Origin of the sequence: Erwinia rhapontici (assembly GCF_012271765.1) — a bacterium.
Lineage (GTDB): Bacteria > Pseudomonadota > Gammaproteobacteria > Enterobacterales > Enterobacteriaceae > Erwinia > Erwinia rhapontici.
This window is the reverse complement of the sequence record NZ_VRKO01000002.1, coordinates 90,288-112,131: the sequence shown is the minus strand read 5'-3', so window position 1 is coordinate 112,131 and position 21,844 is coordinate 90,288. Positions and strand designations below refer to the sequence as shown.

The 21,844-nt window shown below is 53.7% G+C and carries 21 protein-coding genes; 16 read left to right on the top strand and 5 right to left on the bottom strand.

Annotation, left to right across the window (positions count from 1 at the left end):
• Positions 1-5: 5 nt before the first annotated feature.
• The 3 genes from rbsD to budA all read right to left on the bottom strand — a co-directional run bounded on the left by rbsD (position 6) and on the right by budA (position 3,114).
• Positions 6-425: a D-ribose pyranase gene (gene rbsD, locus FVB43_RS01020; protein ID WP_133844891.1), complete on the bottom strand. Its 420-nt coding sequence runs from the start codon at positions 423-425 to the stop codon at positions 6-8.
• A gap of 207 nt (positions 426-632) precedes the next feature.
• Positions 633-2,312, bottom strand: a complete 1,680-nt coding sequence (alsS, locus tag FVB43_RS01015) for an acetolactate synthase AlsS (protein ID WP_133844889.1) — start codon at positions 2,310-2,312, stop codon at positions 633-635.
• A gap of 19 nt (positions 2,313-2,331) precedes the next feature.
• Positions 2,332-3,114, bottom strand: coding sequence for an acetolactate decarboxylase (gene budA / locus FVB43_RS01010; RefSeq protein ID WP_167863239.1), 783 nt, complete (start codon positions 3,112-3,114; stop codon positions 2,332-2,334).
• A 104-nt stretch (positions 3,115-3,218) separates the two neighbouring features.
• Between budA and FVB43_RS01005 the strand changes: the two genes are divergently transcribed.
• Positions 3,219-4,100: a LysR family transcriptional regulator gene (locus FVB43_RS01005; RefSeq protein WP_167863238.1), complete on the top strand. Its 882-nt coding sequence runs from the start codon at positions 3,219-3,221 to the stop codon at positions 4,098-4,100.
• On the opposite strand, the gene FVB43_RS01000 is transcribed toward FVB43_RS01005, so the two are convergent.
• Positions 4,097-4,495: a YgiW/YdeI family stress tolerance OB fold protein gene (locus tag FVB43_RS01000; RefSeq protein ID WP_166653740.1), complete on the bottom strand. Its 399-nt coding sequence runs from the start codon at positions 4,493-4,495 to the stop codon at positions 4,097-4,099. The genes FVB43_RS01005 and FVB43_RS01000 overlap by 4 nt on opposite strands.
• A 217-nt stretch (positions 4,496-4,712) precedes the next feature.
• Here FVB43_RS01000 and qseB point away from each other — a divergent pair, with 217 nt between their 5' ends.
• Together qseB and qseC are read left to right on the top strand one after the other, a co-directional pair.
• Positions 4,713-5,375 carry a quorum sensing response regulator transcription factor QseB gene (gene qseB / locus FVB43_RS00995; RefSeq protein ID WP_167863237.1) on the top strand — a complete coding sequence of 221 codons (663 nt, stop codon included), beginning with the start codon at positions 4,713-4,715 and terminating at the stop codon, positions 5,373-5,375.
• Complete coding sequence (gene qseC, locus FVB43_RS00990; protein WP_422718010.1) at positions 5,375-6,724, top strand: quorum sensing histidine kinase QseC; 1,350 nt, start codon at positions 5,375-5,377, stop codon at positions 6,722-6,724. The genes qseB and qseC overlap by 1 nt, the downstream gene beginning before the upstream one ends.
• A gap of 110 nt (positions 6,725-6,834) precedes the next feature.
• Here the strand turns inward: qseC and kup are convergent, their stop codons facing one another.
• Positions 6,835-8,703 (bottom strand): low affinity potassium transporter Kup, encoded by a 1,869-nt coding sequence (gene kup / locus FVB43_RS00985; protein WP_133844876.1) that lies wholly within the window; start codon positions 8,701-8,703, stop codon positions 6,835-6,837.
• A gap of 259 nt (positions 8,704-8,962) precedes the next feature.
• Between kup and ravA the strand changes: the two genes are divergently transcribed.
• The 13 genes from ravA to atpH all read left to right on the top strand — a co-directional run bounded on the left by ravA (position 8,963) and on the right by atpH (position 21,830).
• The gene (ravA, locus tag FVB43_RS00980) at positions 8,963-10,456 is read left to right on the top strand and encodes an ATPase RavA (RefSeq protein ID WP_133844874.1); all 1,494 of its coding nucleotides are present in this window, start codon (positions 8,963-8,965) and stop codon (positions 10,454-10,456) included.
• The gene (gene viaA, locus FVB43_RS00975; protein WP_159338285.1) at positions 10,453-11,913 is read left to right on the top strand and encodes an ATPase RavA stimulator ViaA; all 1,461 of its coding nucleotides are present in this window, start codon (positions 10,453-10,455) and stop codon (positions 11,911-11,913) included. Before ravA ends, viaA begins: the two co-directional genes overlap by 4 nt.
• Positions 11,914-11,976: 63 nt before the next feature.
• A complete protein-coding gene (ovoA, locus tag FVB43_RS00970) occupies positions 11,977-14,136 on the top strand; it encodes a 5-histidylcysteine sulfoxide synthase (protein ID WP_167863236.1) in 2,160 nt (719 codons plus the stop codon).
• A 125-nt stretch (positions 14,137-14,261) separates the two neighbouring features.
• On the top strand, positions 14,262-14,723 hold the full coding sequence (asnC, locus tag FVB43_RS00965; protein ID WP_133844867.1) for a transcriptional regulator AsnC: 462 nt from the start codon (positions 14,262-14,264) through the stop codon (positions 14,721-14,723).
• A 27-nt stretch (positions 14,724-14,750) separates the two neighbouring features.
• Positions 14,751-15,002 carry a hypothetical protein gene (locus FVB43_RS00960; RefSeq protein WP_133844865.1) on the top strand — a complete coding sequence of 84 codons (252 nt, stop codon included), beginning with the start codon at positions 14,751-14,753 and terminating at the stop codon, positions 15,000-15,002.
• Positions 14,984-15,424 carry an FMN-binding protein MioC gene (gene mioC, locus FVB43_RS00955; protein WP_133844863.1) on the top strand — a complete coding sequence of 147 codons (441 nt, stop codon included), beginning with the start codon at positions 14,984-14,986 and terminating at the stop codon, positions 15,422-15,424. The genes FVB43_RS00960 and mioC overlap by 19 nt, the downstream gene beginning before the upstream one ends.
• Before the next feature lie 466 nt (positions 15,425-15,890).
• Complete coding sequence (gene mnmG / locus FVB43_RS00950; RefSeq protein WP_133844861.1) at positions 15,891-17,780, top strand: tRNA uridine-5-carboxymethylaminomethyl(34) synthesis enzyme MnmG; 1,890 nt, start codon at positions 15,891-15,893, stop codon at positions 17,778-17,780.
• Positions 17,777-18,397, top strand: a complete 621-nt coding sequence (gene rsmG, locus FVB43_RS00945; RefSeq protein ID WP_167863235.1) for a 16S rRNA (guanine(527)-N(7))-methyltransferase RsmG — start codon at positions 17,777-17,779, stop codon at positions 18,395-18,397. The genes mnmG and rsmG overlap by 4 nt, the downstream gene beginning before the upstream one ends.
• 825 nt (positions 18,398-19,222) lie before the next feature.
• Positions 19,223-19,603, top strand: coding sequence for a F0F1 ATP synthase subunit I (gene atpI / locus FVB43_RS00940; RefSeq protein WP_133844857.1), 381 nt, complete (start codon positions 19,223-19,225; stop codon positions 19,601-19,603).
• A gap of 8 nt (positions 19,604-19,611) precedes the next feature.
• Positions 19,612-20,424, top strand: a complete 813-nt coding sequence (atpB, locus tag FVB43_RS00935) for a F0F1 ATP synthase subunit A (protein ID WP_133844856.1) — start codon at positions 19,612-19,614, stop codon at positions 20,422-20,424.
• Positions 20,425-20,474: 50 nt separating this feature from the next.
• Positions 20,475-20,714 (top strand): F0F1 ATP synthase subunit C, encoded by a 240-nt coding sequence (gene atpE, locus FVB43_RS00930; protein ID WP_003849523.1) that lies wholly within the window; start codon positions 20,475-20,477, stop codon positions 20,712-20,714.
• Positions 20,715-20,814: 100 nt separating this feature from the next.
• Entirely contained in the window at positions 20,815-21,285 is a 471-nt protein-coding gene (atpF, locus tag FVB43_RS00925; RefSeq protein WP_062744106.1) for a F0F1 ATP synthase subunit B, read from the top strand.
• An 11-nt stretch (positions 21,286-21,296) separates the two neighbouring features.
• The gene (gene atpH, locus FVB43_RS00920) at positions 21,297-21,830 is read left to right on the top strand and encodes a F0F1 ATP synthase subunit delta (RefSeq protein WP_133844854.1); all 534 of its coding nucleotides are present in this window, start codon (positions 21,297-21,299) and stop codon (positions 21,828-21,830) included.
• The last annotated feature ends 14 nt before the right edge of the window (positions 21,831-21,844 follow it).

Below are 21,844 nucleotides of genomic sequence, written 5' to 3'. Positions count from 1 at the left end.
AGCCTCTAAAAGGTCACGCCAGCGATCAGGATGACATTCGCATACGGAGAACACTCTCCGCTGCGAATGACAGCCTGACTACGCTGAGTTTGGTGTTTGAACTGTTCGTGACTGACATAACTGATACTGATTGAATTACCCTGGTGTTGTTGCAGTAAGTCGAGCAGGGCGATCAATTCACTATGAAGCTGCGGATTATGCTGCTTAATTTCTTCCGCAATGATGGCACTCTCGACCTGCATCTCGCTGGTGACCGCCTGGGTAACCTGTAAAAATGTCGGAATTCCATGCGTCAACGCCAGATCAATACGCTGCGGACCTTGTGGGACCGGCAGGCCGGCATCGCCAATCACGATGCTGTCAGTATGACCGAGACGTGAAATCACGGACGAGATATCAGAATTCAGTAAGGTGCCTTTTTTCATTATTCACTCCAGAGCGAAACGTTTCGCTGAGGGGCAGTGTAAGAAATGGTCAGGGGAAAACAATCATCAAATGTTGAAAATGTGATCGCCATCGAAACGTTTCGCTGACGCAGAGAGAGGATTTGTTTTAAGGAAAAAAATAGCCCTTTTATGTTACCGGTAAAGGGCCATGACTGAATGTAATGAATATCTGGAAGGTATAGCAGCTCACAAAATCTGGCTGAGATGAAGCTGTCCCATCAGCAGAGGGTTGTCTGCGTAGTCCACCGGAATAGCCACTACCGCCGGGCCCTGCACATCCATCGCTTTACGCAACGTCGGTTCCAGCATTTCTGCACTTTCCACAGCAAACCCCGCGGCACCAAACGACTCGGCGTAAGCTTTAAAATCGATCGGACCGAATTTCACCCCGGAAACCCGCTGATATTTCTTCTCTTCCTGCATCGCCACCATGTTGTAGCACTCATCCACCCAGATGATATGCAGCAAATTAGCGCCCAGCCGTACTGCCGTTTCCAGCTCCATACTCGATTGCAGGAACCCGCCATCCCCGGAGACCGACACCACTTTGCGCGACGGGTCCACCAGCCAGGCACCAATCGCCCAGGGCAGGGCAACGCCCATGGTTTGCTGACCGTTGGAGATCATGATCTGACGGGCGCGGAAGCTGTAAAGATAACGCGCGATCCAGATATGAAAGCTGCCCATATCCACCGTCAGGGTGACGTCACTGTTGATGATGTCCTGCATAGCACGCACGATGCGCAAAGGATGCAGGGCAAACTGATTCAGCTGATGGCCGCGCAGCGCCAGCAGTTCACGCTGTTGCTGGCGGTCGCTGAGGATCGCCGCCGCCTGTGGGCTAAGCGTTAACGGGCCGTGGATACGTGCCGTCAGTTTATCCAGCGTGGCAGCAATATCACCGACCAGCTCGGCATCAGGCTGATAACAGTTGTCGGTATCGGCGGGCAACACATCGATATGCACCAGGGTGGCTTTGCCACTGTTCCACATCGCAGGTTCATACTCTACCGGGCTGTAGCCAATGGTGATAATCAGGTCGGCTTCTCGCAGTAACCGATCGCCCGCCTGATTATTAAAGAGCCCGACACGCCCGGCAAAGCGGGAAAAATGCTCCTGCCGCACTGCACCTGCCGCCTGGTAGGTACTGGTGACCGGAATATGGCTACGCTCCAGCAGCTGATGCAGCGCATCGCTGTTGGCGGGCTGGCTGGCCATCAGGCCCAGCAGCAGCACCGGGTTTTTCGCCTGTGCGATTTGGCGGGCAACGGCGTCAATCGCCACATCCGGTGCTGCTCCCAGCAGCAGCTGGCCGCTGGTATTCAGCAGATGTCCGCGTGCGGGCTCATTAATAATGTCCTGCGGCAGGCTGACAAAAGCGCCGCCGGGGCGCCCCTGCTCCGCACTGCGAAACGCATTCGATAACACTTCGGCAATGGCATCTGAGGAACCGACTTCTACCGCATATTTACTCACAGGGCGGAACATCGCGACGGTATCCATGCTTTGATGCACCTGTTTGGCGCTATCCGCGCGTTTTACCGCCCCCCCCAGTGCCACTACCGGATCGCCCTCGGTGGTCGCCGTTGCCATACCGGTGATCAAATTGGAACAGCCAGGCCCGGAGGTGACCAATGCAACGCCGGCTTTGCCGGTCAGCCGACCCACGGCCGCTGCCATAAATGCGGCGTTGGCTTCATGACGTACGGCAATCGTCTGGATGGAGGTGTCCAGCAGCGAATCAAAGACTTTATCGATTTTGGCACCGGGAATGCCGAAGACCTGCTTCACCCCCTGTGCTTCCAGTTGAGCCACGACCAGATCGGCACCGTGTGCCCACTGTTGAACCTCAGTGACGTTTTTCATCTTTTGTTCTCTCTCTTTTTCAGCTTTCAACAGAACGAATGGCGGAATCCAGGTTTTCCGGGCTGAGATCCGCCCGCAGGAAGTCGCTGTCGCCAGGCAGGTCAATCACCAGCTTGCTGATCTCACCAAAGGTCAGCGTGCCGTGATCAAGCTGATAGTCCAGAAGATGACCGCCACCCTGGCGATCGTCAGTAATGAAATGTTCGTGATAGCCCGCGACGTTGATGCCCTGCATATACTGCGGCGTGCGAAAACCGATCAACACGCCATTGCGCTGCTCAAAATGAAAGGTGGGCTGCTTGCCGAGCACCTCTGGCATCGATTTATACGGGCGGTGCTGACAGGGAACCGTGCGGGTTTCTGCGCGGCTGAACAAACCGTCGAGACGCAATGCGCAGAACTGATTATCGGAACTGACCTGCTGGTCGATGACCTGATGTACCCCGGCCCGATCAACCGGGCCGGTAAAGCGATGCTGATACTGAGGGTGGAAGAAGGTCATCACTGCAAACGGCGATTGCTGATCGGGACTGGCAGCACGGGCACTGCCATCTGAACGCAACTGGTACACTTCACGGTTAAAAGCGATCAGCTCGCCATCCAGCTGATTAAACGTCCCGAGGCCAAAATCGCCTTTCTTCAGCAGGTCAGCCACCGTGGTGGTACCGTCATAGACGCCGCTCAGTAACGCGCTCATCAGAGAGGTCTGATAGATTACACTTTCTGGCCTTTCCTTCTGCATCCCCCTGACCGTTTCGGTCAGTTGTTCCGAACATGAACAATCAGTTACATAATGTGTCATTGCCATTTCCCCCGATAAACTGTTAAGAAGTATTGAATCAATGTTGACTCGATTCAGTTCGGGATTCCAATATAGAACACCCCCCACTTTGAGACGTTTTCGATATGGAACTGCGGTATCTGCGTTACTTCGTTGCGGTCGCTGAGACGAAGCACTTCACCCGGGCGGCGGAAAGGCTGGGTATTTCCCAGCCCCCGCTGAGTCAGCAAATCAAAAAACTGGAAGAAGAGATTGGTACACCGCTGCTGAAAAGGCTGACGCGTGGCGTGAAACTGACGGATGCCGGGGAAGCGTTTTATCATGATGCCTGCCAGATCCTGGCACTGACCGGCCATGCGCTGGAGAAAGCCAAAGGGATTGCCCGCGGGATCAGTGGAAAGCTGTCGATTGGTTTTGCCAGCTCCACCGCGTTTCATCCGCAGATTTTCCGGCTGCTGCACTGTTTTCAGGATCGTTTTCCGGCCATCACCTTACTGCCCCAGGAAGAGAGTATGGCGACGCTGATGCATAATCTGGAGGAGGGATTACTGGATGCCGCCTTTGTACGTCTGCCCTGTGAGAGCAGTAAGACGTTTAATCTGAAGGTGATTGCTTCTGAGAAAATGGCTGTGGTGCTACCGACGGGTCATCCGCTTGGCAGCGTACCCTCTTTGTCGCTGGCACAGTTACGTCAAGAATCACTGATTTTATTTCCACGTGAGGTTGCCCCCAGCCTGTACGAAGTGATTATCAGTGCCTGTCTGCGTGCCGGTTTTCAGCCAGATGGCGTGCAGCAGTCACCGCAAATTTCGTCGGGCGTGAGCATGGTCGCCGCAGGCTTCGGCATCACCATCGTGCCTGATTCACTGCGCTGCATCAGCCTGCCCGGCGTCAGCTTCCATCAGATTGAGGATGCTGCGCTGGGCAGTGATATCGCCCTGGCCTGGCGGCGTTGGGATCGCTCCCCCGCCGTCCACCACCTGGTCACGATGCTTGCCGGCGATTAGCCACCGATTTTGCGCACCTGTTTGACGTCCAGCTCCAGCGAGTTGAAGTCTTTATCCAGCTTGCCCTGGAGTTCAACATTGTCTTTCGGACCAATGGTCTGTCCGTCCCAGCGCTTATCGTCAATTTCGACGGTCATGGTGCCGGTGGCATCACGGAACAGATAGTCTTCATCACCAATGCGCTTTTCAATATGACCACGCATTGTTACCCAGGCATCATCACTCATATCCTGAGCCTGCTTGACGGTAGCCACCGTACCGTTCGGGCCGCTGAACCCGCCCTTCTGTACCTGGGCTGCCGGGGCACTCGGGTCAACAAAACCGCCGCCCTGGACGGCAAGTACGGGCATGGACATCAGGGCGGTGATCGCCAGTAATGCAGCTGTCTTCTTCATCATGTTCACTTTTCCTTATGCAATAGAGCAGTCAGTTCTGCCCGGTAACGTCGGTTCAGTCAGTATTACAGCAAAAGGTTCTTAACAGGATCTTAAGAACTCTTTTATCACGAGTTTATTGTTCTAAATTGACGAAAAGTCGCGAATTTCGTCGATCGTTGCTGTACAAGCCGTATCATGATTCCGTATAACTCGGTGAACTGCGAAGGATAACACCATGCGAATTCTGTTAATCGAAGATGACCGCCTGATTGGCGACGGCATCAAAGCCGGGTTAAGCAAACTGGGGTTCAGTGTTGACTGGTTTACCCAGGGCAACGAGGGACTTCGGGCGCTGAGTGCCGCGCCCTATGATGCGGTAGTACTGGATCTCAGCCTGCCAGAAATCGACGGACTCACCATTCTCCGCCAGTGGCGACAGCAGGGGCGTGATGAACCGGTGTTGATCCTCACGGCCCGCGATGCCCTGGAACAACGCGTCAGCGGGTTGCAGCAGGGAGCCGATGACTATTTATGTAAACCCTTTGCCCTCAGCGAAGTGGCCGCACGTTTACAGGCACTGATCCGCCGCCGCCACGGTCAGCTTCAGCCGACACTGCAACATGGCTGCCTGATCATGGAACCGGGTTCCCATACCGTTACCCTGAAGGGTGAACCGCTGGTACTGAAAGCGCGTGAACTGGCGCTGCTGGAACTGTTTCTGCTCAACAACGGGCGCGTGCTCACCCGCCCACAGTTAGAAGACAAACTCTACGGCTGGGATGACGACGTTTCCAGCAATGCCGTGGAAGTGCACATCCATCACCTGCGTAAAAAACTGGGCAGTGAGTTTATTCGCACCATTCACGGCGTGGGTTACACACTGGGAGCGGCACCCTGATGCGCCAAAGTCTGCGACTGCGTCTGATGCTCGGTTTTTTGTTGCTCAGCCTGCTGTGCTGGGGAGTGGCCGCTGTGGGGGCCTGGTGGCAGACCCGTCACAATATCAATGCGTTGTTTGATACACAGCAAATGCTGTTCGCGAAACGGCTCATCACCCTGAATATTGAGTCAGGGGACGAGAAAACGATAACACTGCCGAAAACAAAAAAAATCCTGCGCCATCACCGGGGCGATCAGGACGATGATGCGCTGGCCTTTGCCGTGTTTCGCCGCGATGGCCAGATGCTGCTTAATGATGGTGATAATGGCCGTAATTTCATCTTTGATTATCAGCGTGATGGTTTTGTTGATGGCCGCCTGCGCGGTGACGATGACCGCTGGCGTATGGTGTGGCTGCGTACCCCGGACGATCGCTATGTGGTGGTGGTCGGTCAGGAGTGGGAGTATCGCGATGATATGACCCGCGATCTGGTGCAAACCAACCTGACGCCGTGGCTGGTGGCACTGCCGGTAATGCTGATGTTGATGTTGTGGCTGATCACCCGGGAGCTGGCGCCGCTGAAACAGATCGCCGACCAGCTGCGGCAGCGCGCCCCGGATGACATTACGCCCCTCACCGCACAGCGTGTGCCGCAGGAAGTCCGCCCGTTGCTGACTGAACTGAATCAACTGTTTGGGCGCATCGGTGACATGCTGCTGCGCGAACGCCGTTTTACCTCGGATGCCGCACATGAACTGCGCAGCCCGCTGGCCGCGTTAAAAGTGCAGACGGAGGTTGCCCAGTTGGCTCATGACGATGCCGCAGTACGCCACCATGCGCTGACCAGCCTGGATGCGGGGATAGATCGCGCTACCCGGCTGGTGGATCAACTGCTGACGCTGTCGCGTCTGGATGCCGGGGAAGATCTGGAAACACAAAGCGTGCAGTGGCAGGCGATCGTGCAGAAAGCCGTGGTGGATCAGTATGCAGCCGCACAGGCTGCGGGCGTGGAACTGGCGCTGGATGCCCCTGATGCGCCCGTTATCTGTCAGGGTCAACCGCTGCTGCTGGCACTGTTGGTTCGTAATCTGCTGGATAATGCCATTCGCTACAGTGCGGCGGGCAGTGAAGTATGGCTGAAACTGACCGCCGGCACGTTGCAGGTGCTGGACAATGGACCGGGCGTCAGCCCGGAAGCGCTGGCACGTATTGGTGAACGATTTTATCGCCCGCCAGGCCAGCAACAGTCTGGCAGCGGTTTAGGCTTGTCGATCGTTCATCATATTGCCCGCCTGCACGGCATGACGGTGACCCTGGAAAATCGGGCAGAAGGCGGATTTGCGGTGACGGTAAATATTAACGGATAACCAGGGCGAGGCGTGCCTCGCCCCTACGATGGATCTGCTTAGGAGAGGGCGTGCCTCGCCCCAGCGACAGACAGGTTTGTAGGGGACGGGCATGCCCGTCCCGAACCGTGCTAAATCTCGACCTGAGTACCCAGCTCAATCACCCGGTTAGGCGGAATTTTAAACTGATCGGGTGCCCGCAGCGCATTACGTTGCAGCGCAAGGAACAGCTTGCCGCGCAGGCGCAGGTACCACGGACGCTTACCGATAATCAGCGACTCATGTGACATAAAGAACGAGGTCTCCATCATCCGGCAGCTCAACCCTTCCAGACCGCAGCGGTGGAAAATCTCCTCCACGTTTGGCGTTTCACGCCAGCCGTAACTGGCCACCACACGCCAGAAGGTCGGCGACAGTTGCTCGATGGTCACACGCTTCACGTTATGGACATAAGGCGCATCTTCGGTACGCAGCGTAAGCAGCACCACGCGCTCATGCAGCACCTTGTTGTGTTTCAGGTTATGCAGCATGGCGAACGGGATCACGTTCAGGGCGCGGGACATATACACCGCGGTGCCCGGCACGCGCACCGGTGGCGATTTCTCCAGCGAGGCGATCATTGCCTCCAGAGAATTACCGTGTTCGTGCATCCGACGCAGCAGACGGAAACGTTCGCTCTTCCAGGTGGTCATCACCACAAACATCACCAGCGCCAGCGAAAGTGGTAACCAGCCTCCGGCAAACACTTTCACCAGGTTTGCGGAGAACAGTGACACGTCAATGCACAACATGCCCACCAGCAGCGTCATCACCAGATAACGATTCCAGTGCCAGTTTTTAATCGCCACCACGCTGCACAGGATTGCAGTGAGAACCATCGTTCCGGTTACGGCAATACCGTAAGCCGCAGCCAGGTTGCTCGAATGCTCAAAGCCCACAATCACAATCACTACCGAGACAAACAGCAGCCAGTTGATTACCGGAATGTAAATCTGGCCCGACTCCTCTTCCGAGGTGTAAACAATACGCATCGGCGGCAGATAGCCGAGACGTACCGCCTGACGCGTCAGGGAGAAGACACCGGAAATCACCGCCTGAGAGGCGATCACTGTCGCCAGCGTGGCCAGAATCAGCATCGGGATCAACGCCCAATCGGGGGCTAACAGGAAGAAGGGGTTTTTAATCGCTTCCGGATTTTTCAGCAGCAACGCGCCCTGGCCGAAATAGTTCAGCACCAGCGACGGCAGCACCACAATAAACCACGCAAGACGGATCGGATACTTACCAAAATGGCCCATATCGGCGTACAGCGCCTCAACGCCCGTGATGGCCAACACAACGGCCCCAAGCGCAAAGAAGGACACCATTTTGTATTCAACAAAGAAATGAATCGCCCAGTAAGGATTCATGGCGTGCAGCACTTCGGGGTTACTGATGATGCCGCGCGCACCCAGTACCGCCAGCACCAGAAACCACAACAGCATCACAGGTGCGAACAGCTTACCGACCAGGCCGGTACCGTGTTTCTGGATCATGAAGAGCAATGTCAGCACGCCAATCGCCAGCGGCACGATATAGCGGTCAAGGGAGGGCGCGGCTATCTCCAGGCCTTCAATGGCCGAAAGCACCGATACCGCCGGGGTGATCACCACCTCGCCGTAGAAGAAACTGCCACCAATCAGGCCCATGATCACCAGCACGGCGGTTGACCGCGCACCGGTATTGCGTCCCGCCAGTGACATCAGTGTCAATATCCCGCCTTCCCCGGCATTATCGGCACGCATCACGTAACTGATATATTTCAGTGAAACGGTGAGTAATAACAGCCAAAAAATCAGCGACAGGAAGCCGAAAACGGCATCGCGCTCAACACCAAAACCAAACTGCCCGGAAAGACACTCACGCAGTGTATACAGCGGGCTGGTGCCGATATCACCATACACCACACCTATCGCTGCCAGGGTAACGGCACCAAGGGATTGCTTCTTCTCAGAACTCATAGACTTGTCTTTTGTTGCGGTGGACTGACGCGGGATTGCGTACGGCTCAACTGCCCGTCAAAACGCGCACAGTATGCATGATTAAACATGAATGCCTATCCTTAATTGCCTGTTAAATGACAACTTCAATGGTCAGTGTCACCCTTTGATAATAAAAAAGCTGACTGCAATCAACTCTTTCAAGCATCATAGCCAGTAGTGTTTGCGCTCGCCAGACAGCAATCTGGCCTGACCGTAGAAAAAGGATGAATGTTTGATTATGGCCCACTCTCAATTATTGGCGGAACGCATCGCCCGCCTCAGCAATGCATTAGAGAAAGGACTTTACGAACGCCATCATGCGATTCGCCTTTGCCTGCTCGCCGCCCTGTGCGGTGAGAGTGTCTTTTTACTCGGCCCACCGGGCATTGCCAAAAGCCTGATTGCCCGCCGGCTCAAGTATGCTTTCCAGCATGCCCGCGCGTTTGAATACCTGATGACGCGCTTCTCCACGCCGGAAGAAGTCTTTGGCCCCCTTTCTATTCAGGCACTAAAAGACGAAGGGCGCTACCAGCGCCTGACTAAAGGCTACCTTCCTGACGCAGAAATCGTGTTTCTTGACGAGATCTGGAAAGCCGGGCCCGCCATCCTGAATACGTTGCTGACCGCGATTAATGAACGCCGTTTTCGTAACGGTGACAGCGAAGATAAAATCCCGATGCGCCTGCTGGTCACTGCCTCTAACGAACTGCCGGAAGCGGATAGTGGGCTTGAAGCACTGTACGACCGTATGCTGATCCGCCTGTGGCTGGATAACGTGCATGAAAAGCAGAACTTCCGCAGTCTGTTGACCCACCAGCAGGATGAGAATCAGAATCCGGTATCCGATTCACTCTGCATCAGCGATGAAGAGTATCTGGAGTGGCAACAAGGTATCAGTAAAGTCAGCCTGCCCGACGATGTTTTCGAGCTTATTTTCCAACTGCGTCAACTGTTAGAAAATCAACCAGAAGCGCCGTATATCTCCGATCGCCGCTGGAAAAAAGCCATTCACTTGTTGCAGGCCAGTGCCTTTTACAGTGGCCGTAGCGTGATCGCGCCTATTGATTTGATCCTGCTGAAAGACTGCCTGTGGCACGATGTGGGATCGATGAAACTGCTGGATCGTGAACTGGATAATCTGATCACCCAGCAGGCGTGGCAGCAGCAACCGATGCTGTTCAAATTGCAGCAAATTAATGCCCGCCGTCTGGCGCTCCAGCAGCAACAAAGTGTGGAACAGGCCATCCGCCTGGAGAAACATGGCGGCATGTTCAGCCGCAAACCTCACTTTGATCTGCCGGCAACGCTGTCAGCCGATGCGCTGACGCTGATGCTGCAAAAACCGCTCACGCTGCATGATATGCAGGTCACGCATATCACCCTGACCCGCGAAGCTCTGCATCACTGGCTGCAAAAAGGCGGCGAAATGCGTGGCAAGCTCAATGGTATTGGCTTTGCCCAGACGCTGGATTTGCACGTAGACGGCCATGACTGCCTGACATTGCGCGACGTCAGCCTGCAAGCCTCACGCCTGATGCTGCCGGGTAAACCGCAGCAAGGGCTGCCGGAAGAGATTTCGCTGGCGCTGGATGAGCTTGATACCCAGCTTCGGGCACAGCGCACGCTGTTCAGCCAGCATCATCGCTGCCTGTTTATCAGCGATGACTGGCTGGCACGTGTTGAAGATAGCCTGCAACAGGTGGCGGAACAGCTGAAGCAGGCGCGGCAGTGATCTCACTTGATACATTGAGTATGTTTCTGGCAGTCAGTGAAAATGAGCTGATTGAAGAACTGGTGATCACGTTGCTGGCCTCACCGCAGCTGGCCGCCTTTTTTGAAAAGTTTCCCCGGCTGAAAAATGCCCTGACGCGCGATCTTCCACGCTGGAAGTCAGAGATCCTGCAACAGTTAAAATCGACCCCGGTTCCGGACGATTTGGCGGCAGAGTTCAGCCGCTTCCAGCAGTGCCAGACTCTCAGCCAGCATGACTTTAGCAGTCAGCTGCCCGAATTACTGACATGGCTTGCGCAGAATCACTCACCCTTTGCTGAAAAAGCGCAAGCGCTGGTCAGCCATCACGATACCTTGCAGCTCAGCGGCGCTCAGCAGACGCTGTTTTTACAGCGCTGGCGACTGAGCCTGACGCTGCAAACCCTGACCCTTAACCAACAGTTACTCGATCAGGAGCGTGAAAAACTGCTGGCTGACCTGCAACAGCGGCTGGCCATGAGTGGTCAGCTGGCTCCCGTGCTGGCCACCGACGACGAAGCCGCTGCCGGGCGCTTATGGGATTTGACCCGCAGTTCACTGCAACGCGACGACTACCAGCTCATGGTGCAATACGGCGATTTCCTGGCCAGCCAGCCGGAGCTGCTGAAACTGGCGGAACAGCTGGGCCGCAGCCGTGAAGCCAAAGCGGTACTCTCGGACGATGCTCCGCCGGAAGCCTTCCACCAGCTGGTGCGCGAACCAGAAAGCGTGCCGGAAGAAGTCAGCGGTCTGCACCAGAGTGACGATATTCTGCGCCTGCTGCCACCAGAGCTGGCCACGCTGGGCATCAGCGAACTGGAGCTGGAGTTTTATCGTCGGATGGTGGAAAAACGCCTGCTCACCTATCGTCTCCAGGGAGAGAGCTGGCATGACAAAGTCACGCTGCGCCCGGTGACTCACCACCATCATGATGAGCAGCCGCGCGGCCCGTTTATCATCTGCGTGGATACATCCGGTTCAATGGGCGGCTTTAATGAACGCTGTGCCAAAGCGTTCTGCCTGGCCCTGCTGAAAGTGGCGCTGGCAGATAACCGCCGCTGCTACATTATGCTGTTTGCCCATGAAGTGGTGGGCTATGAACTGACCGCTGAAGATGGCATCAGCCAGGCGATCCGTTTTCTCAGCCAGCGTTTCCGTGGCGGCACCGACCTGGCTGCCTGCCTCGATGCCGTCTTACTCAAGCTGTCCGGCCCACAGTGGCAAGATGCTGACGCCGTTATTCTCTCTGACTTTATCGCTCAACGTCTTCCTGATGTACTGGTCAAACGCGTACGCGACCACCAGAACCAACAGCAACAGCGTTTTCATGCCGTTGCCATGTCCGATCATGGAAAACCTGGCATTATGCGCATCTTTGACCACATCTGGCGTTTCGACACCGGGCTAAAAAGCCGCCTGCTCCGTCGCTGGAAACGCTGAGCCCCGCCTTTGACCTAATCTGACAAAGCTTATTTGCTATAGTGATGTATACGCTTTAGCCACATGGCAAGATGGGAGCATCACGTGACTTCGCAACAACACCAGACAGGATTACCTGCCCCAACCCGCACGCTGCAGTTAACCGGCAATGACCCGGAACAAAAACGTCAGCAATTGCTCAATTACTTCCGCCAGACATGGGAGCTGTATGAAAGCCTGTTTGACTGCCTGGCGGATGAACGGGCGTGGACAACCAAAGCGATATCGCTACGGCATCCGCTGATCTTCTACTACGGTCACACCGCCACGTTCTATATCAATAAGCTGATGGCAGCTCGCCTGCTCGACAACCGTACCGACGATAGCATTGAAGCGATGATGGCCATCGGCGTCGATGAGATGAGCTGGGATGACCTCGACACCAGTCACTATGCCTGGCCATCGGTCGCTGAACTGCGCGATTATCGCGGTAAAGTGCGCGCCCGCGTTGAACAGCTGATCCGTGAGATGCCGCTAACGCTGCCGATCACCTGGGATAGCCCGGCCTGGGTTATCCTGATGGGCATCGAACATGAGCGTATCCATCTGGAAACCTCCAGCGTGCTGATTCGACAGTTGCCGCTGGCATGGGTCAAACCGCAGCCACACTGGCCGGTGTGTCCGGATGCGCGCCATGAGCGTCAGACGGTGCCGCATAACAGCCTGATCAGTGTTGCCGCAGGACGGGTCACTCAGGGAAAAACCGACGACACCTACGGCTGGGATAACGAGTATGGCAGCCGCATCACCGACGTGAAGGCTTTCGAGGCCAGTAAAATGCTGGTCAGTAACGCAGAGTTCTTCGACTTCGTGACGGCGGGTGGCTATCAGACACCACGCTGGTGGGATGACGAAGGCTGGGGCTGGCGTGAATTCGCGAAAGCCAGCCAACCTACCTTCTGGAGCGGGAACGCAGACCAGCCGGAAACGCTGAAGCTCCGCCTGATGGCGGAAGAAGTCCCGATGCCCTGGGACTGGCCAGCCGAAGTCAATCAGCTTGAAGCTGCGGCATTCTGCCGCTGGAAAGCCGAAGTGACAGGCCAGTCTGTTCAGCTTCCCGCCGAAAGCGAATGGATGCTGCTGCGTGAGAAGGTGGCCGGCGATCAGCCTGACTGGGATAACGCACCGGGTAATATCAATCTCTCCCACTGGGCCTCATCCTGCCCTGTCGATCGTTTTGCTCAGGGTGAATTTTTCGACCTGATCGGCAACGTCTGGCAATGGACAACCACCCCGATTTCAGGTTTTGAAGGTTTCCGCGTCCATCCTTTATATGATGACTTCTCCACGCCGACGTTTGATGGTAAGCATTCGCTGATCAAAGGCGGCAGCTGGATATCTACAGGGAATGAAGCGCTAAAGTCGGCACGTTACGCTTTCCGCCGCCACTTCTTCCAGCACGCGGGTTTCCGCTATGTGGTCTCCGATCATCAGGAAAGCCGGGCCAGTAACCCCTATGAAACCGACAGCATGGTGTCACAGTACCTCGACTTCCAGTACGGGCCGGAATACTTCGGCGTGGCCAACTACGCGAAAGTGCTGGTTGAGATAGCCTGCGGTGTCACAAACCAGCGTCAGCGGGCACTGGATATTGGCTGTGCCACAGGACGTGCGAGTTTTGAACTGGCACGTCATTTCGGCCAGGTGGTGGGAATGGACTATTCCGCACGCTTTATCGACGTGGCATTACAGCTCACCAGCGGCGAAGAGTTCCGCTACGTCACCCAGGAAGAGGGCGAGCTGGTGGAATACCGACAGGTACAGTTGAAGGATATTGACCTCGGTACTGAACAGGCCAGCCGTATTCAGTTTGTACAGGGCGATGCCTGTAACCTGAAACCGCAGGCTGAACCCTTCGATCTGGTGCTGGCTTCGAACCTGATTGATCGTCTGCGCCAGCCACGTCGCTTCCTGCAGGACATCACCCGCATGATCCGCCCCGGCGGTGTGCTGATGCTCTCTTCTCCTTATACGTGGCTGGAAGACTTCACGCCGAAGGAAAACTGGCTGGGAGGCATTCGTGAAAACGGTGAGGCGCTATCGACTTACCAGGCGTTGCAGCGCCTGCTGGCACCCGATTTTGAGGAGATCGAACCCGCACAGGATGTGCCGTTTGTCATCCGCGAAACGGCGCGTAAGTACCAGCACACCGTCGCTCAGGTGACACTGTGGCGTAAACGTTAATCTTTTGTTCTCCGGCGGGCACCCTTCGGTGCCCGCTGTCATATCGGCACTCTGATTGCCATTCTGTTCACGATCCCGCACATTAATACTCTGTTCATTGAATAACATTCAATCTCGGAGTCACTATGCCGGAAAATATGCAGCCAGATAATCTCGACCGCGGCATTCTCAATGCACTAATGGAGAATGCCCGTACCGCCTATGCCGAACTGGCCAAGCAGTTCAACGTCAGCCCCGGCACTATCCACGTGCGCGTGGAGAAGATGAAGCAGGCGGGGATCATTAAAGGAACGCGCGTTGAGATAGATCCGAAGCAGCTTGGTTATGATGTCTGCTGCTTTATCGGCATCATTCTGAAAAGTGCCAAAGACTATCCGTCAGCAGTGGCGCGACTGGAAGCACTGGATGAAGTGGTCGAAGCGTATTACACCACCGGGCACTACAGCATCTTTATTAAGGTCATGTGCCGCTCGATCGATGCCCTGCAACAGGTATTGATCAACAAGATCCAGACCATCGATGAAATCCAGTCCACCGAAACCCTGATCTCCCTGCAAAACCCGATTATGCGCACCATTATCCCGTGATCGGTGCATAAGGTTATCCACACCAGAATGTTTTCTCAGATCCCCTCCTCGTCATGCACCGTCGACGGTGCCGTCAGTTTCGATCCGGCCAGCGCACAGCACCCGCAGCGTACTGAAGTACGTGAGGAGCGCGAGCACTGCCCGGATTGGAACTGGCCAACAAGCCAGGTGCCTGGCAGTAATACCCTTAATTATCCACAGGTAGATCCCATGGTGATCACAGAGTACAATGCCCGCCATTATCATTCAGGGATCTCATCATGGCCGACATTACCTTAATCAGTGGCAGCACCTTAGGCAGCGCAGAATATGTGGCCGATCATCTTGCTGAGAAGCTTGAAGAAGCAGGACATACAACAGAAACACTGCATGGGCCGGAGCTGGAAGAGCTGAAAATGGAAGGGATATGGATTGTGGTGAGTTCTACCCACGGTGCCGGTGAACTGCCCGATAACATTCAGCCACTGTTTGAAGCCATAAAGGAACAGCAACCGGATCTGAGTAACCTGCGTTACGGGGCTGTAGGCATTGGTAATCGTGAATATGATCTGTTTTGCGGTGCCATTATCCAGTTTGACGAGCTGCTGACATCACTGGGAGCACAGCGTATTGGCGATCGACTGGATATAGATGTGCTGCAACATGAGATTCCCGAAGATCCTGCCGGTGTCTGGGTAGAAAGCTGGAAAGAACTGATCTAACTCTTGCCCGGATCGGCCGGAGATCCTCTGCCCGATCCGCAAAACTGGCCTTTTTCGATCCTGAGTTTTGTAAATATTGCCCTTTTTTGCCTGGTTTTAACGCATTCAACTGTGGATAACTAGGCTCAATACAGTCTGATAACCGGTGTTTATCCCAAGGACAACATGAGTACCTGGCTGAGCCTGTGGATAACATGCCATTTAGATCCCAGCTTATACGGTGTGGGATCACCGATCATTAACAGCTAATGATCCTGTCTAATCACTTGATCCTTATCAGCAAAAAAGGCTTATCCACAGAGGTCGTCGATCCTAATAGAAGATCTAATAAAGAGATCTCTAAATAAAAAAGATCTTCTTTTTAATACACGAAGATCCCGGTGCTTTCGCCATCGTCTAAAGTTGAGTAGAATCCACGCCCTCAGCAACACTCCCTTAATTCGCACAAACCGCGAGGTGCAGTACCATGTTTTATCCAGATCCTTTTGACGTCATCGTAATCGGTGGTGGTCATGCGGGAACGGAAGCAGCGATGGCTGCTGCCCGTATGGGTCAACAAACCCTGTTATTGACCCATAACATCGACACACTGGGGCAGATGTCCTGCAACCCAGCGATCGGCGGTATCGGAAAAGGACATCTGGTAAAAGAAGTGGACGCACTGGGCGGGCTGATGGCTCATGCCATTGACCAGGCGGGTATCCAGTTTAGGATACTAAACGCCAGCAAAGGTCCGGCAGTGAGAGCAACCCGTGCTCAGGCCGATCGTGTACTGTATCGTCAGGCGGTACGTACAGCACTGGAGAATCAGCCCAACCTGATGATCTTCCAGCAGGCGGTTGAAGATCTGATTGTCGAAAACGATCGTGTCGTGGGTGCCGTCACCCAGATGGGTCTGAAGTTCCGTGCCAAGGCCGTTGTGCTGACGGTAGGAACGTTCCTTGATGGTAAAATTCACATCGGAATGGACAACTACAGCGGTGGCCGTGCTGGTGATCCGCCTTCCATCTCGTTATCACAGCGTCTGCGTGAACTTCCTCTGCGTGTAGGACGTCTGAAAACCGGAACCCCTCCGCGTATTGATGCCCGAACCATTGATTTCAGCGTTCTGGCTCCGCAGCATGGTGATACGCCGATGCCAGTGTTCTCGTTTATGGGTAATGTCAGCCAGCATCCACAACAGGTGCCGTGCTACATCACCTACACCAACGAAAAAACCCACGATGTGATCCGCAATAATCTCGATCGCAGCCCAATGTATGCCGGGGTGATCGAAGGGATCGGTCCACGCTATTGCCCATCGATCGAAGACAAAGTGATGCGCTTTGCCGATCGCAATGCACACCAGATCTTCCTGGAGCCGGAAGGGCTGACCAGCAACGAAATTTATCCAAATGGCATTTCTACCAGTCTGCCGTTTGACGTTCAGATGCAGATCGTACGTTCTATGCAGGGAATGGAGAATGCCAAAATCGTTCGTCCTGGCTATGCCATTGAGTACGATTTCTTCGATCCACGCGATCTGAAACCGACGCTGGAAAGCAAATATATTGAGGGTCTGTTCTTTGCAGGACAGATCAACGGCACCACAGGTTATGAAGAAGCCGCTGCACAGGGGTTACTGGCGGGTCTGAACGCCGGGCGTCTGTCTGCTGACAAAGACACCTGGGCACCGCGTCGCGATCAGGCCTACCTTGGCGTACTGGTTGACGATCTCTGCACACTCGGCACAAAAGAGCCGTACCGCATGTTTACCTCACGTGCTGAATATCGTCTGATGCTGCGTGAAGATAACGCCGATCTGCGACTGACGGCTGCGGGTCGTGAACTGGGTCTGGTGGACGATGCCCGTTGGGCTCGTTTCAACGAGAAACTGGAAAGCATTGAACTGGAACGCCAGCGTCTGCGAGATATCTGGGTACATCCGAAATCAGAGTGCGTTGCTGAGGTGAATACACTCCTGAGCGCAGGCCTGACGAAAGAAGCGAGTGGTGAAGATCTGCTGCGCCGCCCTGAAATGACTTACCAGAACCTGATGACATTGAGCAACTTTGGCCCGGCATTAACCGATCCTCAGGCGGCTGAACAGGTTGAGATCCAGGTCAAATACGAAGGCTATATTGTCCGTCAGCAGGAAGAGATCGATCGTCAGTTACGCAATGAGAACACCTTGTTACCTGTTGATCTGGATTATCGTCAGGTCAGCGGCCTCTCTAACGAAGTGATCGCGAAACTTAACGATCATAAGCCAGGGTCAATTGGCCAGGCGTCACGTATTTCTGGGATTACACCTGCAGCCATCTCAATTTTACTTATTTATCTTAAAAAACAGGGGCTTTTACGTAAAAGCGCATGATTAATAAATTATCCGTATTGCTAAAAAGCGCCGGTATTTCCCTGTCCGATCAGCAGAAACAACAGCTGGTCGGTTATGTGGAAATGCTGCATAAATGGAATAAAGCCTACAATCTGACGTCAGTACGTGACCCTGAGCAGATGCTGGTACGCCATATACTTGACAGTATTGTGGTGGAGCCTCATCTGTCAGGCGATCGGTTTATTGATGTGGGTACCGGGCCTGGATTACCTGGCATTCCACTGGCGATTGTCAGGCCGCAGTCTCATTTCACGCTGCTGGACAGCCTGGGCAAGCGCGTACGCTTCCTTAAACAGGTACAGCATGAGCTGAAGCTGGAAAATATTTCACCGGTACAAAGCCGTGTAGAAGACTTTCCTGCCGAGCCGCCGTTTGATGGCGTGATCAGCAGAGCTTTTGCCTCGCTGACGGATATGGTCACCTGGTGCCATCATCTGCCGGGTCCACAGGGTCGTTTTTACGCGTTAAAAGGTGTGCTGCCTCAAGATGAAATCGCGGTATTACCTGTCGGTTTGACGGTGGAAAACGTTCTCCCACTGAGCGTTCCTCAGCTCGAAGGTGAGCGCCATTTGGTGATTATTGCCCCTTCTGCCTGATTTTGACGTTGTGCGAACCTGGCCTGTCAGCCTGTTTTTTTAGCGTTGATGGGTTTTTTTTTCGCAATTATTGGCCTTTTTAACCAGAAAAAACGGTATTTCAGTGATAGTTAACCCCTGAAATTATATGACTTTTTGGTATATCAATAGCACATTTAAAATGTGGGTATTCAGAATATGCTCATCCCATGATTTTTTTTGCGAAAATTTGCCTGGACGGAGCTGTTACCATCGGGTTAAATCACTCAGCGGAAATTATCTGAAAACCTCTGTTACATTTAACGTTATTTTCACATTTAGTTATCACTTGAGTCATATTTTCGTGGTGCGACAGGGATAAAATAGTCACGCAGGAAAATATATCGCGCTAATAAATTAGCGTGAGTGATGACCGGGTCGATGTTAAATATTTGCTACAGATGTCAATAAAAGCTTTTAATCGAGATAACAGTGTGTTTTTACAAAAATTATAATTATCTATCTGATTTTAATCATTTTATTGGTGTTATGTTATTCAAGTTCATTCAAAAGGCAGTTTGATTCTCCGCCATTACATTACTAATTTGTGATCTTCCGCACGCTTTGTAAGCATGGATTCGCGGGCATTGCAGAAAAAAGTCGATAAGCAGCCGTTGTCATTGGTTTTGGAAAATAGGCTGCTGGAAAGAAATTTAAATAATTGTTCACCTTTTCTCTACTTATCGATTGAAATCACAGGTGCGCACCGTATAATTTGCACGGTTTTTGCTGCTTGACTCAAAAGAGCAAAGGCAGTTTTATACGACACGCGACATACCCCTTTCGGGGCAGGAGAGTTTCAGCGACATGTCAGTGTCCCTTTACAGAGTTAAATTTGCCCGAACCATACTGCTGTGGCAGTTGGCGACCTTCGTCGTAATCGGTGCGCTGTTTTCCTTTAAAGATCTGACCTGGGGCGTGTCCGCCCTTGCCGGCGGGCTGGCAGCCTGGCTGCCAAACGTGTTGTTTATGATTTTTGCCTGGCGCCACCAGGCGGGGCATGAAGTAACGGGACGGCTTGCCTGGACTTTTGCGCTAGGCGAAGCGCTGAAAGTTTTCGTTACGATCCTCGTGATTATCGTGGCGCTGGGAGTGTTTAAGGCGGTGTTTACGCCGCTGGGACTGGCCTGGTTATCGGTGCTGATTGTGCAAATCGTCGCACCGGCTGTAATTAACAACAAAGGGTAAGAGGCATCATGGCTGCAGGAGAAATCTCTACGCCGCAAGAATACATAGGCCACCACCTGAAGAACCTTCAGTTGGACCTGCGTACCTTCGAGCTAGTGAATCCGCACGACGCACCGTCGTTCTGGGTATTAAATATCGACTCCATGTTTTTCTCTGTGGTGCTGGGACTGGTGTTCCTGGTGCTGTTTCGCAAAGTGGCGAAATCAGCGACCAGCGGCGTGCCAGGCAAATTACAGGCCGCTGTTGAGTTAGTTGTTGGTTTCGTTGACGACAACGTGCGCGACATGTACCACGGTAAAAGCAAACTAATCGCTCCGCTGGCCCTGACGGTTTTCGTCTGGGTGTTCCTGATGAACTTTATGGACCTGTTACCTATCGATTTGCTGCCGCATATCGCCGGGATGATGGGGCTACCAGCGATGCGTGTGGTGCCTTCTGCTGACGTGAACGTTACGTTGTCGATGGCCCTTGGCGTATTTATTTTGATTCTGTTCTACAGCATCAAGATGAAAGGCATTGGCGGCTTTACTAAAGAGCTGACTCTGCAACCCTTCAACCACCCTGTGTTCATTCCGATCAACCTGATTCTGGAAGGTGTGAGCCTGCTGTCCAAACCGGTATCTCTGGGTCTGCGACTGTTCGGAAACATGTATGCGGGTGAATTGATTTTTATCCTGATTGCCGGTCTGTTGCCGTGGTGGTCACAGTGGATTCTGAGTGTGCCTTGGGCCATTTTCCACATACTGATCATTTCGTTGCAGGCTTTCATTTTCATGGTCTTAACGATTGTCTATCTGTCGATGGCATCTGAAGAACATTGATTTTTTTCTCAACACTACTGCGTTTTAACTGAAACAAACTGGAGACTGTCATGGAAAACCTGAATATGGATCTGCTGTACATGGCTGCCGCTGTGATGATGGGCCTGGCGGCAATCGGTGCTGCGATCGGTATCGGCATCCTCGGAGGCAAATTCCTGGAAGGCGCCGCACGCCAACCGGATCTGATTCCTCTGCTGCGTACGCAGTTCTTTGTTGTAATGGGTCTGGTGGATGCAATCCCGATGATCGCTGTTGGTCTGGGTCTGTACGTGATGTTTGCTGTCGCGTAAAACCGTTTGTTCATCGCCGTACTCACGTATAGCGATGAACGGATTCTGCCGCTGTCATCACAGCGGCAGAAAACGTTAACTTAACAAGAGGCATTGTGCTGTGAACATTAACGCAACAATCCTCGGCCAGGCTATCGCGTTCATCCTGTTCGTAGCGTTCTGCATGAAGTACGTATGGCCGCCGCTTATGGCCGCTATCGAAAAGCGCCAGAAAGAAGTTGCTGAAGGCCTTGCTTCCGCTGAACGTGCCAAGAAAGATCTGGATCTCGCGCAGGCTAATGCGACCGATCAGTTGAAAAAAGCGAAAGAAGACGCTCAGGTAATCATCGAGCAGGCGAACAAACGCCGCGCTCAGATCCTGGACGAAGCTAAAGCTGAGGCTGAACAGGAACGTAGCAAGATCGTCACTCAGGCGCAGGCAGAAATTGATGCCGAACGCAAACGTGCACGTGAAGAGCTGCGCAAGCAGGTCGCGATGCTGGCTGTTGCCGGCGCCGAGAAAATCATTGAACGTTCCGTGGATGAAGCTGCTAACAGCGACATCGTTGATAAACTGGTCGCTGAACTGTAAGGGAGGGGCTGATGTCTGAATTTACTACCGTAGCTCGCCCCTACGCTAAAGCCGCTTTTGACTTTGCGGTTGAACATCAAAGTATCGATCGCTGGCAGCAGATGCTAGCGTTTGCCGCCGAAGTGGCTGGCAATGAACAGGTATCAGAACTTCTTTCCGGCGCTCTGGCGCCGGAAGCGTTGTCTGGCGCGTTCATCGCAATCTGTGGTGACCAACTCGACGAAGCCGGTCAAAACCTGATTAAGGTGATGGCTGAAAACAAACGTTTGCCTGCGCTTGCCGCTGTTCTGGAACAGTTCATCCAACTGCGTGCCGCACATGATGCGACCGCCGAGGTTGAAGTTATCTCTTCCACAACATTGAGCGATGAACAGCTGACCAAAATCAGCAGCGCGATGGAAAAACGTCTGTCACGCAAAGTTAAGCTGAATTGCAAAATTGATAAGTCTGTAATGGCAGGCGTAATCATCCGAGCGGGTGATATGGTCATTGACGGAAGCGTACGCGGTCGTCTTGAACGCCTCGCAGACGTCTTGCAGTCTTAAGGGGACTGGAGCAT

Excerpts from the sequence above, each read along its gene's own strand:
- ovoA (WP_167863236.1), top strand. The coding sequence starts at position 11,977 with ATGGCAAGATGGGAGCATCACGTGACTTCGCAACAACACCAGACAGGA.
- FVB43_RS01000 (WP_166653740.1), bottom strand. The coding sequence starts at position 4,495 with ATGAAGAAGACAGCTGCATTACTGGCGATCACCGCCCTGATGTCCATG.
- rbsD (WP_133844891.1), bottom strand. The coding sequence starts at position 425 with ATGAAAAAAGGCACCTTACTGAATTCTGATATCTCGTCCGTGATTTCA.
- kup (WP_133844876.1), bottom strand. The coding sequence starts at position 8,703 with ATGAGTTCTGAGAAGAAGCAATCCCTTGGTGCCGTTACCCTGGCAGCG.
- asnC (WP_133844867.1), top strand. The coding sequence starts at position 14,262 with ATGCCGGAAAATATGCAGCCAGATAATCTCGACCGCGGCATTCTCAAT.
- atpH (WP_133844854.1), top strand. The coding sequence starts at position 21,297 with ATGTCTGAATTTACTACCGTAGCTCGCCCCTACGCTAAAGCCGCTTTT.
- FVB43_RS00960 (WP_133844865.1), top strand. The coding sequence starts at position 14,751 with ATGTTTTCTCAGATCCCCTCCTCGTCATGCACCGTCGACGGTGCCGTC.
- mioC (WP_133844863.1), top strand. The coding sequence starts at position 14,984 with ATGGCCGACATTACCTTAATCAGTGGCAGCACCTTAGGCAGCGCAGAA.
- FVB43_RS01005 (WP_167863238.1), top strand. The coding sequence starts at position 3,219 with ATGGAACTGCGGTATCTGCGTTACTTCGTTGCGGTCGCTGAGACGAAG.
- rsmG (WP_167863235.1), top strand. The coding sequence starts at position 17,777 with ATGATTAATAAATTATCCGTATTGCTAAAAAGCGCCGGTATTTCCCTG.
- alsS (WP_133844889.1), bottom strand. The coding sequence starts at position 2,312 with ATGAAAAACGTCACTGAGGTTCAACAGTGGGCACACGGTGCCGATCTG.
- budA (WP_167863239.1), bottom strand. The coding sequence starts at position 3,114 with ATGACACATTATGTAACTGATTGTTCATGTTCGGAACAACTGACCGAA.
- qseB (WP_167863237.1), top strand. The coding sequence starts at position 4,713 with ATGCGAATTCTGTTAATCGAAGATGACCGCCTGATTGGCGACGGCATC.
- qseC (WP_422718010.1), top strand. The coding sequence starts at position 5,375 with ATGCGCCAAAGTCTGCGACTGCGTCTGATGCTCGGTTTTTTGTTGCTC.
- ravA (WP_133844874.1), top strand. The coding sequence starts at position 8,963 with ATGGCCCACTCTCAATTATTGGCGGAACGCATCGCCCGCCTCAGCAAT.
- atpI (WP_133844857.1), top strand. The coding sequence starts at position 19,223 with ATGTCAGTGTCCCTTTACAGAGTTAAATTTGCCCGAACCATACTGCTG.
- atpE (WP_003849523.1), top strand. The coding sequence starts at position 20,475 with ATGGAAAACCTGAATATGGATCTGCTGTACATGGCTGCCGCTGTGATG.
- mnmG (WP_133844861.1), top strand. The coding sequence starts at position 15,891 with ATGTTTTATCCAGATCCTTTTGACGTCATCGTAATCGGTGGTGGTCAT.
- atpB (WP_133844856.1), top strand. The coding sequence starts at position 19,612 with ATGGCTGCAGGAGAAATCTCTACGCCGCAAGAATACATAGGCCACCAC.